Source organism: Pseudomonas sp. LBUM1660 (genome assembly GCF_059695935.1).
This window is the reverse complement of the sequence record NZ_CP166795.1, coordinates 330,009-342,863: the sequence shown is the minus strand read 5'-3', so window position 1 is coordinate 342,863 and position 12,855 is coordinate 330,009. Positions and strand designations below refer to the sequence as shown.

Below are 12,855 nucleotides of genomic sequence, written 5' to 3'. Positions count from 1 at the left end.
TTCATAAGCATCGTCAAAACCGAAAACACTCAAGACCCACAACTCGCCTCTCTGGTGGGCAACCTTGGGGAATTGATACGTCAGGCACGCCAGAAGGTATTGCGAGCGGTCGATACCGTTCAGGTGCAAACCTGCTGGCAGATTGGAAGGCATATTGTCGAGTTTGAGCAGGAAGGGGCTCGGCGGGCGGCCTACGGCAAGCACTTGCTGTCGACGCTGGCGAAGGTACTGACAGTGGAGTTCGGGAAAGGCTTTGACGAAACCAACTTACGGAAAATGCGACTGTTTTATCAGGCGTTTCCAATTCGAGACGCACTGCGTCTCGAATTGAGTTGGACCCACTACCGCAGGCTGCTACGAGTCGACAGTGACATGGCACGCAAGTGGTACATCCAACCAAAACTGGTCAAGCCGCGCCCTGGAGCGCCAGATCAGCACCCTCTACTACGAACGCCTGCTTATGAGTCGGGACAAGTCTGCCGTCATGACAGAAGCCATTACGAACATCCACGCGATGAACGACAATCCCAGGGAGTTCGTTAGAGATCCCGTGATGCTGGAGTTTCTTGGTTTGCCCGATACCGGAGTGATACTGGAGACCGAACTTGAACAAGCACTCATCGAGCAACTTCAGGGCTTCCTGCTTGAGCTGGGAAAAGGTTTTGCCTTTATCGCGCGACAACAACGAATAAGCACCGAAGGCAGAGACTTCTATATCGATCTGGTGTTCTACAACTACTTGCTCAATTGCTTTGTCATCTTCGACCTGAAGCGCGGCGAATTAACCCATCAGGATGTCGGACAGATGGACATGTATGTACGCATGTACGACGACCTGAAGCGCAAAGATACAGACGGACCGAGCGTTGGCATCATTCTTTGCGCTCAAAAAAACGAGTCAGTGGTGCGTTACTCAGTATTACAGGGGAACGAACAACTGTTCGCCAGCAAGTACAAACTAGTGCTGCCAAGCGAAGACGAACTTCGCGCTGAGCTGGACCGGGAACGGGCGGCAATAGAAGAGCGCCTGCTCGATCAAATCCGCCTATAAACACAGATGGATTGTTCACAAGCCGTTCGAAGACTATCGTTGGCAGCTACCCGCAAAGGTCCAAAGCCGATGAATTTGCAGGACATGCCGTCACTGGCGCCGACTCAGATCGAATTGCCGCTGACCACCGACACTGCTGGCGAACCGTTCAAGGAACCCGCCGCAGACGCCTTCATCCTCGGCGGCTTCACTTGGCGGCACGCTGCTCAGGACCGCGCACGCCCGATCATTATTATCAACGCGGCCACTTCGGTTCGTTGCCGGCACTATTCGCGCTTCGCCGACTACCTGTTCGCCAACGATTTCGATGTCATCACCTATGACTACCGCGGCATCGGCGAGTCGCGCCCAACGTCGCTGAAAGGGCTGCAGGCTTCATGGTCCGATTGGGGCGCGCTGGATTTCGAGGCGATGCTCAAGCGCGCACAGCGCGAATTCCCCGACCAACCCATCGACGTTGTCGGCCACAGTTTTGGAGGCTGTGCAGCGGGCCTGGGAGCGTCCGGGCATTTGATTCGGCACTTGGTGACGGTCGGTGCGCAATTCGCGTACTGGCGCGACTATGCGCCCGCCCATCGCTGGCGGATGTTCGGCAAGTGGCATGTGGTGATGCCGTTGATGACCCTGATTTACGGCTACTTCCCCGGCAAGCGTCTCGGCTGGCTGGAGGACACGCCCGCCGCTGTGGTTCGCGACTGGAGCACGCCCACTGCGCGCTACGAAACGCGGCCCAGTGGTCGTGTCATGCACGCGAAGACCGGTCGGCTTCCCTTTGCATCCGTTACCGCAAAAACGCTGGCGATCAGCATCAGCGACGACCCTTACGGTACGAATGCCGCCATTGAACGTCTGCTCGGCTACTTCACTGGCAGTACAAACACCCACCTGCGAATCGCCCCCGAAGACATCGGCGAAGAAGAAGTCGGACATTTCGCCTTTTTTCGCAGCGCATACCAAGCCACACTATGGCCCATTGCATTGTCCTGGTTGCAGACCGGCGAACTGGCCCCCGACACACCCGGGCGGCGAGTGCCACGCAACTGATTGACCCGCCCCTCTCACCGAATGACGGAACGACACCCATGGCATCCGCCAACAAGCAGAACAAACGCGCCTCCCGCGCCAAAGCCAAGGCCAAGCAGAACCGCACCCAACGGGCCGCCGCGCCGGTCGAGCTGGACCCAAACGACGATCGCATCGACTTCGAGTCGGTGGACCTGACCGAACTGTTCAAGAAAATGATCGACGCGGAAAAAGCCAGCCAGCAAGCGATGTGCGTGGCCTTCCTCGAAGACCCGCTGCTGGAACTGGTGTACGAGCAGGAAGGCGAAGAAGGCGCGATGGATTTCATCCTCGCGGCGCTGATCGAATATCGCCAATGGTCCACCGAAGTCGATGAGGCCGGCGCCCTGGCGTGGATCGAATCGCCGGCCTTCCAGGCTGACTACGTCGCGGCGTCCGACATCATTGCGGCTCAAACCCAACAGAAAGCGAACTGAATTTAATGGCATCCCTGAACAAGCAGCAAAAACGCGCCAAACGCGCCAAGATCAAAGCCAAGCAAATCAACATCCACGGCCGCAAACCCGCTGCGCTGGACGATGACCTGGGTGAAATCGGCGAGCCGATCCCGGAATACACCCTGGCGATGTTCAGCAAAATGCGCGACGCCGAAGCCGTTAGCCGTAACGACATGCTGCTGGCCCTGCTGTCAGACCTCGCCGGGATCATCAGCGACCATCCAGACCTGCTGGACATGGAAAACGCCGACAACGAAGCCATGGCCGCCACTCACCTGGCCGCCGACATGCTGATCGACTACCGCATGTGGGCCGATGGCATGGACCGCGATGCCGCGCAGGCGTGGCTGACCGATCCGCAGTTCATCACCGATTTTGGCGATGCGCTGGACAGCTATCGTCAGTCGTTGGATGCGCAGGGAGAAAAGAGCGAATAAACACTACTGGAATGAACACAAACGGCCGCTTGTCATCACTGACAGCGGCCGTTTTTTTTCAAGCCTGAAAAACAACAATCAGGCAGCAACACCTTCCAGACGCGGAATATCAATACCGATCTTGGCGCTGGCATAGCTCAGATCGCCTTTGGCGATGGATTGAGCCTTGTAACCGGCGCCGATCAGGTCCTGCACGTACAGCTTGTTGTAGATGAACATGAACACCAGGTTGCTGAGGCTGAACGTGAAGCAAGCCACGACAAACATGATCGCTGCCCACTTGAAATCACCACGGAACAAGGCAGGGAAAAAGCCAAAGAAAAACACGGTCCACGAGAAGCCGATTGGCGCTTCTTTCATGGCACCGGTGTTAGGGTTTTTGAACACAACCGATGTAAATGCCATGCCTATCTCCTTGATGCCCCAATGGGTTGGCTGAATGGCCGGGCGGTCTCCATGCAGCGCTTTTAAACGGCAAGCACACGCAAATGCATCTGTGACTCGCGTCAGATGAGGGAGCAGGCAAGAAAGGGTCGGGGCTTTAGCCAGGAAGGCTGGGGGCGTCGAACAATCCGTGTCCTGAAACTCCATCGCATCCCGCAACAGCGAGATACACATTCGGCGAGAAGGCTACTATCTAGCCATCATCGTGTCCATCAGATAGCGGCTCGATCACTTGACTCAATGAAAGCAAAAACGACCGCGATCATTTCTGATGGCGGTCGTTTCTGTGTTTCAACAGCGTTTGGCTGGAGTCAGAACACTCAGCGCGCTATCGCTGCGACCAACTTCTCATTGCGACGACGGCGCGCCACAAACAAGCCCGCAGCCACAACCAACAAGCTCAGCAGACCGGTCGCGAGGATTTCCACACGATGGGCTTCCTGGAACAGCATGATGGTCAGGGCCGCGACGATGAAGATAATCACCGCGTAGGTCAGGCCCGGGAACAACCACATGCTGAAGGCGATTTTTTCACCGCGAGCCATACGCTGTTTGCGCATACGCAGTTGCGAAATCGCGATCACCAGATACACCAGCAGCGCGATGGCGCCGGAGCTGGCGAGCAGGAATTCAAACACGGCAGCCGGGGCCACATAGTTCGCGAACACGGCGAGGAACGCTGCGCCTGTGGACAACATGACGGCCCAGTACGGCGTGCCGCTCTTGTTGGTGCGTTGGGAAACGGCCGGCGCATCACCGCGTTTGCCCAGGGAGAACATCATGCGCGATGCAGTGTAGAGCGCCGAGTTCAAGCAGCTGGTCACGGCAACCAGTACCACGATGTCGACGATCAGCTTGGCATTCGGAATGCCCATGCGTTCAAGCACGGTCTGGTAGGAACCAACAGCAGCCAGTACCGGATCATTCCATGGCACCAGGGCCACGACGATGAAGATCGACACGAGGTAGAACAAGCCGATCCGCCAGATCACCGAGTTGGTGGCCTTGGAGATTTGCTGGCCCGGGTTCTTCGATTCCGCGGCCGCGATGGTCACGATCTCGGTGCCCATGAAGGAAAACATGGTGGTCAGAATGGCGCCCAGTACCGCGCCCATGCCGTTTGGCAGGAAGCCCTGGGTGTCGAACAGATGCGAAACGCCGCTGACCTGGCTGTTAGGCAGGAAGCCGAAGATCGCCATGATGCCAAGAGCGATGAAACCGATGATCGCGATGACTTTGACCAGGGCGAACCAGAATTCGAACTCACCGTAGTTCTTCACGCTGAACAGGTTGGTCACTGTCAGCAGCAAAGTGATGACCAACGTGAAGGCCCAGATGGCCACGTTGGGGAACCAGGCATGCAGGATGGTCGCGGCGGCGTTGGCCTCCAGCGGGATCACCAATACCCAGAACCACCAGTACAACCAGCCGATGGTGAAACCGGCCCAATGACCGATCGCGCGATCGGCGTAGGTCGAGAAGGAGCCTGTATCTGGCGATGCGACGGCCATTTCGCCAAGCATGCGCATGACCAGAACCACCAGGGCACCGGCGGCAGCGTAGGCCAACAGAACAGCCGGGCCTGCGGCGGCGATGGCGTGGCCGGAGCCGACGAACAGGCCGGCGCCGATAACCCCGGCGATCGACAGCATGGTCACATGACGCGGTTTGAGCCCCTGTTCGAGGCCATTGGAGCTTGGGGTACTGCTCATTGAAACTACCTTTGTAAGGGAAAGCGGTGTGCATCCATCCCGTCAGGAGCTCCTTCTCGTAAAAAGAAACCAACGGGGCGTTCCGTATTCTGCACGCAATAATTGCGCCAAAATGTTTCAAGCTCCTCAAGCACGGGGCCTGTGGCGTGACCGGACAGTCATCGCAAGTCATTGAGATTAATGGCAATTCGCCAGAGCGTTACCCTGCGACCCACTTTGAGAACGAAACAGCGCACCAGAAACACACCCGCAAATGCGTTGACGCACAATAAAAGTGCAGATCAGGAACGTTTGGCCGGTTAGCGCTTCCAACACCCCGTCAAAGCTGGCAACATCGCGCCCTTTTTTACGCGGCACCCGCGTGGCAGCTGGTTCAAACGGCTGTTCGGTTGATAGCAGCGCGACAGTCTGCTGTACCGATGCGACAACCTGCCACATACCACACGTTTACCGCCTGTAGCGCTGTTGGCTGCCATTCGAACGCTATGCTAGCTTGGCCGCCTCGCCAGGAAGGCCAACCAACAGCAGGAGCGAAACACTATGAGGAACGCACATGGCTGAGGCCACGCCTGCGCTTGAAATCCGCAACTTGCACAAACGCTACGGACAGCTTGAGGTGCTCAAAGGCATCTCGCTGACCGCCCGCGACGGCGACGTGATCTCGATCCTGGGTTCTTCCGGTTCCGGCAAGTCCACCTTCCTTCGTTGCATCAACCTGCTGGAAAACCCGCATCAGGGACAAATCCTGGTGGCCGGCGAAGAACTCAAGCTCAAGGCCGCGAAGAACGGCGAACTGGTTGCCGCCGACGGCAAACAGATCAATCGCCTGCGCAGCGAGATCGGTTTTGTGTTTCAAAACTTTAATCTTTGGCCGCACATGAGCGTGCTCGACAACATCATCGAAGCCCCGCGCCGGGTGCTGGGTCAGAGCAAAGCCGAAGCCATCGAAGTCGCCGAAGCCCTGCTGGCCAAGGTCGGCATCGCCGACAAGCGCCACGCCTATCCGGCGCAACTGTCCGGCGGCCAGCAACAACGCGCGGCCATCGCTCGCACGCTGGCGATGCAACCCAAGGTGATCCTGTTCGACGAACCCACCTCCGCCCTTGACCCGGAAATGGTTCAGGAAGTACTTAATGTCATCCGCGCACTGGCCGAAGAAGGCCGCACCATGCTGCTGGTCACCCACGAAATGGGGTTTGCCCGTCAGGTCTCCAGCGAAGTGGTGTTCCTCCACCAGGGCCTGGTAGAAGAGCAAGGATCGCCACAGCAGGTGTTCGACAACCCGCTTTCGGCGCGCTGCAAACAATTCATGTCCAGCAACCGCTAACGGAGCTACCCGCATGCAGAACTACAAAAAAATCTTTCTGGCGGCTGCCGTCACCCTGGCCTTCAGCGCCGGTGCCGCTGCCGAAACCTTGAAGATGGGCATCGAAGCGGCCTACCCGCCGTTCAACAACAAAGATGCCAGTGGCAATGTCGTCGGCTTCGACAAAGAAATCGGCGACGCCCTGTGCGCCAAGATGAAAGTCGAATGCACCGTGGTCACGTCCGACTGGGACGGCATCATCCCGGCCCTGAACGCCAAGAAGTTCGATTTCCTGATCTCCTCGATGTCGATCACCGACGAACGCAAGCAAGCGGTGGACTTCACCGACCCGTACTACTCGAACAAGCTGCAGTTCATCGCCAAGAAAGATGTCGACTTCAAAACCGACAAGGACTCCCTGCAAGGCAAAGTGATCGGCGCACAACGTGCGACCCTCGCCGGCACCTGGATGGAAGACAACATGGAAGGTGTTGAACTCAAACTCTACGACACCCAGGAAAACGCCTACCTCGACCTGACTTCCGGTCGTCTGGACGGCATCCTGGCGGACAAGTACGTCAACTATGAGTGGCTGAAAAGCGACGCCGGCCGCCCTTACGAATTCAAGGGTGACCCGGTGGAAGAAAGCGACAAGATCGGTATCGCTGTACGTAAAGGCGACACGATCCGCGCGAGGCTGAACCTTGCCCTGAAAGAAATCGTCGAAGACGGCACTTACAAGAAGATCAACGACAAGTACTTCCCGTTCAGCATCTATTGATTCTGACTTGCCTGACTGGCGCCGCTCTCTAACGGCGCCAGTCCCTGGCATTGCCTGCTGCACATTGAAAAGAAATCCATGACTATCGATCTCTACGGATTCGGCCCGGCACTCGCCGCTGGCGCGCTGATGACTGTGAAACTGGCACTCTCGGCCCTGTGCCTGGGGCTGGTGCTTGGTCTGCTCGGCGCCTTGGCCAAGACTTCCCCGTACAAGCCGTTGCAATGGCTTGGCGGTACTTATTCGACACTGGTTCGCGGCATCCCGGAATTGCTCTGGGTGCTGTTGATCTACTTCGGCACGGTCAACCTGATGCGTGCCTTGGGCGAGTTTTTCGGCAATCCCGACCTCGAACTCAATGCCTTCGCCGCCGGCGTGATTGCGCTGGGGCTGTGCTTCGGCGCCTACGCCACGGAAGTGTTTCGGGGCGCGATCCTGGCGATTCCCAAAGGTCACCGTGAGGCCGGTGTCGCGCTGGGCCTGTCGAAGTTTCGCATTTTCACCCGGTTGATCATGCCGCAGATGTGGCGCATCGCCCTGCCCGGCCTGGGCAATTTGTTCATGATCCTGATGAAAGATACCGCGCTGGTATCGGTCATCGGCCTGGAAGAAATCATGCGTCACGCGCAAATCGGGGTAACCGTGTCCAAGCAACCGTTCACCTTCTATATGGTGGCCGCGTTCATGTACCTGGGCCTGACGATTCTCGCCATGACCGGCATGTACTTCATGGAAAAACGTGCCGCTCGCGGCTTCGCGAGGAGCACCCAATGAACTGGGAAGTCATCATCAAGTGGCTGCCGAAGCTGGCTCAGGGCGCAACACTGACCCTGGAGCTGGTGGCCATCGCCGTCATCGCAGGTTTGCTGCTGGCCATTCCGCTGGGCATCGCGCGTTCGTCGCGACTCTGGTACGTGCGGGCATTTCCCTACGGCTACATCTTCTTTTTCCGCGGCACGCCGTTGCTGGTTCAACTGTTCCTCGTCTACTACGGCCTGGCGCAATTCGATGCCATCCGTAACAGCGCGATGTGGCCGTACCTGCGCGATCCGTTCTGGTGCGCCACGGCGACCATGACCCTGCATACAGCGGCCTACATCGCTGAAATTCTGCGCGGCGCGATCCAGGCGATTCCACCGGGTGAAATCGAAGCGGCGCGGGCTTTGGGCATGTCCCGGCCCAAGGCGCTGTTCTACATCATCCTGCCCCGTGCCGCGCGCATCGGCCTGCCGGCCTACAGCAACGAAGTGATCCTGATGCTCAAGGCCAGTGCCCTGGCCAGCACCGTGACCCTGCTGGAACTGACCGGCATGGCCCGCACCATCATTGCCCGGACCTACCTGCCGGTAGAGATCTTCTTCGCCGCGGGCATGTTCTACCTGCTGATGGCTTACGTGCTGGTGCGCGGCTTCAAGCTGCTGGAGCGCTGGCTGCGCGTCGATGCCTGCCAAGGGCGTTGATTCCCATGTGCTGACGGGCGAGGCCCTACTCGCCCGTTTCTCGGCGCTGGATGCTTTTCTGATAAAGCATCAGGCGTTGTGGAAGCCTCGTCCGTTTACCCATCTGCAGCTTCCTTGGGAAGCGTCCTACCCGGAACTGGCAACGTGGCTACGCGGCCGGTCGCTGGAAGAAGCGGAAAGCAGCCATAACCAACCTGGTTTACTGGACGCACCGGAGCCGTTTTCTTCGTTGGCGGCGTTGTCCCTTGAGTTGAGTTCGGTGGGCGACCTGCCAGCTCATACGCTGAAAGCGGCCGGGCATCGATTGGATGTCGACGTGCCCGGGCGAAAGTGGCAGCAGATTGAAGCGTTCGCCCGTCGCTTGTCGTTTACCTCAACGCCCAGTCATTGGCTGGATTGGTGTTCAGGCAAGGGCCATTTGGGTCGGCGGTTGCTGCAACACGGGCAACAACTGACGTGCCTGGAATACGATCCGGCGCTGGTTTCCAGCGGCCAGGCCCTCAGCCAACGCCATCACTTGCATGCGCTGCATGTCGAGCAGGATGTGCTCGCGGTAGAAGCTGCGTCTTTCTTGAGTCCCGACCACACGCCAGTAGCGCTGCACGCCTGCGGGGATCTGCATGTCCGGTTGATGCAACTCGCCAGTGCGGCATTCTGCAAACAAATGGCCATCGCGCCCTGCTGCTATAACCGGATCAGTCGTCCTGCGTACCAACCACTTTCCTCGGCCGGTATGCGATCCGACCTACAACTCTCCCTCGACGATCTCTCGCTGCCGATGAGCGAAACCGTCACCGCCGGTGCTCGCGTCCGACGCCAGCGCGACACCTCCATGGCTCGGCGCCTGGGTTTCGACCTGCTGCAACGACAGCTACGTGGCGTTGACGAGTACTTGCCAACCCCTTCCCTACCGAGTGCCTGGCTGGATAAATCCTTCGCCGACTACTGCCATCATTTGGCCGCATTGAAAGAGTTATCCACAATCGGCCCGCAAGATTGGTCAGCACTGGAAGCCGCAGGCTGGCAGCGACTCGCTGAAGTGCGCAATCTGGAGCTGCTGCGAGGCCTTTTCCGACGCCCGCTAGAGCTTTGGCTGGTACTCGATCGGGCACTTTTCCTCGCCGATCAGGGCTACACCGTTCGCCTCGGCACCTTCTGCGAAACCCCACTCACGCCACGCAATTTCCTGCTCCTGGCGGAACGTCCATAAAAGCCACAGCCTGTGGATAACTCTGTTGATGAAATTATCATGGATCCAATATAAGCGCCTGTTTCAGGGGTGAAACGCTACTGTTCAATTTTCGTACACCTGATAAAAAACCGAGAAAAACAGGCATTTGCGCACAAATGAGAACGGGTCCGCAAAAAAATCATGAGCGCCACTTCCGAGTGAGCCCGTTGTGCATAAGCGTCCGACGAAAAGGACATAACCGCCGAAACCCGGTCGCGCTCGGCGGAAAATTGCGTGCCGCGACCACCCTTGTTATACAGGCAGACAAGAGCGCCAAAGTGCGCCCACGAACAAGAAATCTCTGATAGACAGGAAGCCACAGTGACGTTCATTTCTTACGCACAGAATTTCGAAGACATCCGCCTGTGGCGCGCCCTCAAAACCGTCGAAAACGGCTTCTACATTGACGTCGGTGCCAACCATCCCACCCACGACTCCGTGACCAAAGCCTTCTATGACCGTGGCTGGACCGGCATCAACGTCGAACCGATGCCCAATTATTACGACGCCCTGTGCCAGGAACGCCCCAAAGACACCAACCTGCAATGCGTCGCCGGCGAAAGCGCCGACGACCTGACCTTCTACGGCATCGCCGGCACCGGCCTCTCCACCCTCGACCCGGCCATGGCGCAAATGCACAAAGACGCCGGCATGGACGTGCGCAGCCAAACCGTCAAATCCCGCACCCTGACCTCCATCTGCGAAGAACACGCCCAGGGCCGCGAGATCCACTTTCTGAAAATCGACGTAGAAGGCCACGAAGAAACCGTCCTGCGCGGCATGGACTTCACCCAATGGCGGCCGTGGGTCATCCTCATCGAAACCCCATGGGACCGCGACCAGGCCTGGGAAACCCTCGTCACCGACGCCGGCTATCAGTCCATCCTGTTCGACGGCATCAACACCTACTACCTGGCCAACGAACACCTGAACCTCAAACCCGCCTTCGACATCCCACCGTGCAACCTGGACGAGTTCCAATTCTGCAAAGGCCACATCTTCAGCCACCCCGTCAGCGACGCCGAACACCAACTCGCCGCCGCCCTGCAACGCGCCGAACAGGCCGAAGCACAGCTGCGAGCGATGCAAAACAGCCGCACCTGGAAAGCCCTTCAGAAACTCAAGAAAACACTCCTTCGAGCCTGACCTAAAGCCTGCGCAAAAATAGTCTGAATTCAGGGGTTTACAGAACCAACCCAATCGCTATAATCGTCGCCCTAACACGCCGGTATAGCTCAGTTGGTAGAGCAACTGACTTGTAATCAGTAGGTCCCGGGTTCGACTCCTGGTGCCGGCACCATATAAATCAAAGGCCTGCAGCGATGCAGGCCTTTGTTTTTTGCGCATCACGTAATAAGACACGTAATAAGCCGCATGCACTATCCGACTTCAACCATTCGGGGAGCGCTAGCGGCGCAGCTATGGACGCTGGAGGAATACTGTATATAATAACAGTTGATTTTTATTCTTTCACGCCCTAGCTATTTGTGGTAATAAGCTGCGCCCAGTATGCAATAGTGCCTATTAGGGCTACCTTGATAGGGTTAGGCGTTCCAGCAGGTGTATAGCTTGTATGCCCGGAGGACCAAAAAGTGTTCAATGCAAAATCGATTGCTAACTACTTCCTAGAACTGGCTGCTGCCAGAGGGGAAACTATTAGCCCAATGAAATTGCAGAAACTTGTCTATTACGCGCATGGCTGGTATGCCGGCTATACAGACCGCCCACTCATTAATGAGGCAGTCGAGGCGTGGCAGTATGGGCCCGTGATTCCTTCGCTGTACCATGAGTTCAAACACTTCGGTTCCGGCGACATCACCTCAAAAGCGATCGAGTACGATGCCTTGGGTGTACGCGAAGCTAAGGTCCCAGCAGATCCTGACATTCGGACATTCCTCCAGAATGTCTACAACAGCTATGGGCAATATTCGGGAACTCGGCTGTCTGAGATGACCCATGCCACTGGTACACCATGGGATCAGACCTGGACCGCGTGCAGAGGCACTCGCGGGGCAGATATTCCGTTTCCGACGATCTCTGCCCACTTTAAATCGGCCGTGCAGAAGACCCAGCAAGGACAGGCGGGCCAGGCTTGATGGCAACCGAGGAAAACCAAACCGAGAAAGGACTTGGCTCACTGCACATTAATCCTGCAGCCGAAGGCGCTCCACCCGTTATTAACGGCTCTGGGAATGAAGAAGAAGCTTTTTTTGCTAACGGAAAAGAGCACTTCCACCTTCAGCACAACCAACAGAATCTCGGCTGGCTAGGTAAATTCTGGGGGGCTTCGACCAGCGCAGCCCCAACGAATATTGCCGGTTTTGTAATCGGCATTTCTGCTCTGCTGATAGTTGGGAGCTTCGGAGTGATTGAAAGCGCAGAATTGAATGAAGCTCGCAAATGGCTGTACGGGCTGACAACCTCCGCACTGGGATTCGTGTTCGGATCTGCTACAAAAAAATAGCGTCTCCATATGGCGCCACTAGCATCATTCAGCGCATAGCCCAAATAAGTCCTAAACCTTTCCTTCCGCAGCCCCTGTCCATAAAGAGTGCTGAGGTTGAGCGCATATCGATTATCCCACGACTCCGTGCATCGTTCAGTCAGCTTCCCAAGCTGATAACGAGGGTTCGATTCCCTTCACCCGCTCCACTATTTTAAAGGCCTCCAGCGCAGTCCACGGACATCCAATCGCGTCTGGTGACAGTTTTTCTAAGAATCCACCTCCCCCCCATGCTAGCGAACGAGCCGCATGGTCGGACCGTGAGAGCCTCGCCCGTCAGATAGCTTCCTCTACCGCATTGAATCGATTTTCCGGTTGAGGTTTAAAGTGAGTATTAAAGGTATTTTTTCTTTTCATACTTCTACACCCCAGACAGACCAAGGCTTTCAGAGCTTTCAAGAAACCTATTT

At 57.1% G+C, this 12,855-nt stretch carries 13 protein-coding genes, 1 tRNA gene and 1 pseudogene; 13 read left to right on the top strand and 2 right to left on the bottom strand.

Going from position 1 to position 12,855, the window contains the following annotated elements:
* The first annotated feature begins 3 nt into the window (after nucleotides 1-3).
* The 4 genes and pseudogenes from ACA068_RS01690 (at nucleotide 4) to ACA068_RS01675 (ending at nucleotide 3,008) form a co-directional block, all read left to right on the top strand.
* Nucleotides 4-1,051 (top strand): annotated as a pseudogene (locus tag ACA068_RS01690) (PDDEXK nuclease domain-containing protein).
* 69 nt (nucleotides 1,052-1,120) lie between these two features.
* Entirely contained in the window at nucleotides 1,121-2,095 is a 975-nt protein-coding gene (locus tag ACA068_RS01685) for an alpha/beta hydrolase family protein (protein WP_497307123.1), read from the top strand.
* A gap of 38 nt (nucleotides 2,096-2,133) precedes the next feature.
* On the top strand, nucleotides 2,134-2,550 hold the full coding sequence (locus ACA068_RS01680; protein ID WP_497307121.1) for a hypothetical protein: 417 nt from the start codon (nucleotides 2,134-2,136) through the stop codon (nucleotides 2,548-2,550).
* Nucleotides 2,551-2,555: 5 nt separating this feature from the next.
* On the top strand, nucleotides 2,556-3,008 hold the full coding sequence (locus tag ACA068_RS01675; RefSeq protein WP_497307119.1) for a hypothetical protein: 453 nt from the start codon (nucleotides 2,556-2,558) through the stop codon (nucleotides 3,006-3,008).
* 78 nt (nucleotides 3,009-3,086) lie between these two features.
* Here the strand turns inward: ACA068_RS01675 and ACA068_RS01670 are convergent, their stop codons facing one another.
* Both ACA068_RS01670 and gabP read right to left on the bottom strand, forming a co-directional pair.
* Nucleotides 3,087-3,413, bottom strand: a complete 327-nt coding sequence (locus ACA068_RS01670; protein WP_497307117.1) for a hypothetical protein — start codon at nucleotides 3,411-3,413, stop codon at nucleotides 3,087-3,089.
* Between the two features lie 359 nt (nucleotides 3,414-3,772).
* Nucleotides 3,773-5,164: a GABA permease gene (gene gabP / locus ACA068_RS01665; RefSeq protein WP_497307115.1), complete on the bottom strand. Its 1,392-nt coding sequence runs from the start codon at nucleotides 5,162-5,164 to the stop codon at nucleotides 3,773-3,775.
* Between the two features lie 553 nt (nucleotides 5,165-5,717).
* Here gabP and ACA068_RS01660 point away from each other — a divergent pair.
* From ACA068_RS01660 to ACA068_RS01620, 9 genes are all read left to right on the top strand, one after another.
* Entirely contained in the window at nucleotides 5,718-6,491 is a 774-nt protein-coding gene (locus ACA068_RS01660) for an ABC transporter ATP-binding protein (RefSeq protein ID WP_027922189.1), read from the top strand.
* A 13-nt stretch (nucleotides 6,492-6,504) separates the two neighbouring features.
* Complete coding sequence (locus ACA068_RS01655; protein WP_497307114.1) at nucleotides 6,505-7,251, top strand: ABC transporter substrate-binding protein; 747 nt, start codon at nucleotides 6,505-6,507, stop codon at nucleotides 7,249-7,251.
* Between the two features lie 78 nt (nucleotides 7,252-7,329).
* Nucleotides 7,330-8,025 (top strand): ABC transporter permease, encoded by a 696-nt coding sequence (locus ACA068_RS01650; protein WP_010464638.1) that lies wholly within the window; start codon nucleotides 7,330-7,332, stop codon nucleotides 8,023-8,025.
* Nucleotides 8,022-8,711 carry an ABC transporter permease gene (locus tag ACA068_RS01645; RefSeq protein ID WP_497307112.1) on the top strand — a complete coding sequence of 230 codons (690 nt, stop codon included), beginning with the start codon at nucleotides 8,022-8,024 and terminating at the stop codon, nucleotides 8,709-8,711. Before ACA068_RS01650 ends, ACA068_RS01645 begins: the two co-directional genes overlap by 4 nt.
* Complete coding sequence (locus tag ACA068_RS01640; protein ID WP_497307111.1) at nucleotides 8,692-9,921, top strand: methyltransferase; 1,230 nt, start codon at nucleotides 8,692-8,694, stop codon at nucleotides 9,919-9,921. Before ACA068_RS01645 ends, ACA068_RS01640 begins: the two co-directional genes overlap by 20 nt.
* Before the next feature lie 342 nt (nucleotides 9,922-10,263).
* The gene (locus ACA068_RS01635; protein WP_497307110.1) at nucleotides 10,264-11,088 is read left to right on the top strand and encodes an FkbM family methyltransferase; all 825 of its coding nucleotides are present in this window, start codon (nucleotides 10,264-10,266) and stop codon (nucleotides 11,086-11,088) included.
* 78 nt (nucleotides 11,089-11,166) lie between these two features.
* Nucleotides 11,167-11,242 (top strand) — tRNA-Thr (locus ACA068_RS01630).
* Nucleotides 11,243-11,534: 292 nt separating this feature from the next.
* Nucleotides 11,535-12,038 (top strand): Panacea domain-containing protein, encoded by a 504-nt coding sequence (locus tag ACA068_RS01625; RefSeq protein ID WP_497307108.1) that lies wholly within the window; start codon nucleotides 11,535-11,537, stop codon nucleotides 12,036-12,038.
* On the top strand, nucleotides 12,038-12,406 hold the full coding sequence (locus ACA068_RS01620) for a hypothetical protein (protein WP_497307106.1): 369 nt from the start codon (nucleotides 12,038-12,040) through the stop codon (nucleotides 12,404-12,406). Before ACA068_RS01625 ends, ACA068_RS01620 begins: the two co-directional genes overlap by 1 nt.
* Nucleotides 12,407-12,855 lie beyond the last annotated feature (449 nt).

What these genes read in the sequence shown, in the direction of transcription:
- ACA068_RS01655 (WP_497307114.1), top strand. Translation starts at nt 6,505, where the DNA reads ATGCAGAACTACAAAAAAATCTTTCTGGCGGCTGCCGTCACCCTGGCC.
- ACA068_RS01670 (WP_497307117.1), bottom strand. Translation starts at nt 3,413, where the DNA reads ATGGCATTTACATCGGTTGTGTTCAAAAACCCTAACACCGGTGCCATG.
- ACA068_RS01640 (WP_497307111.1), top strand. Translation starts at nt 8,692, where the DNA reads ATGCCTGCCAAGGGCGTTGATTCCCATGTGCTGACGGGCGAGGCCCTA.
- gabP (WP_497307115.1), bottom strand. Translation starts at nt 5,164, where the DNA reads ATGAGCAGTACCCCAAGCTCCAATGGCCTCGAACAGGGGCTCAAACCG.
- ACA068_RS01660 (WP_027922189.1), top strand. Translation starts at nt 5,718, where the DNA reads ATGGCTGAGGCCACGCCTGCGCTTGAAATCCGCAACTTGCACAAACGC.
- ACA068_RS01650 (WP_010464638.1), top strand. Translation starts at nt 7,330, where the DNA reads ATGACTATCGATCTCTACGGATTCGGCCCGGCACTCGCCGCTGGCGCG.
- ACA068_RS01685 (WP_497307123.1), top strand. Translation starts at nt 1,121, where the DNA reads ATGAATTTGCAGGACATGCCGTCACTGGCGCCGACTCAGATCGAATTG.
- ACA068_RS01620 (WP_497307106.1), top strand. Translation starts at nt 12,038, where the DNA reads ATGGCAACCGAGGAAAACCAAACCGAGAAAGGACTTGGCTCACTGCAC.
- ACA068_RS01675 (WP_497307119.1), top strand. Translation starts at nt 2,556, where the DNA reads ATGGCATCCCTGAACAAGCAGCAAAAACGCGCCAAACGCGCCAAGATC.
- ACA068_RS01645 (WP_497307112.1), top strand. Translation starts at nt 8,022, where the DNA reads ATGAACTGGGAAGTCATCATCAAGTGGCTGCCGAAGCTGGCTCAGGGC.
- ACA068_RS01680 (WP_497307121.1), top strand. Translation starts at nt 2,134, where the DNA reads ATGGCATCCGCCAACAAGCAGAACAAACGCGCCTCCCGCGCCAAAGCC.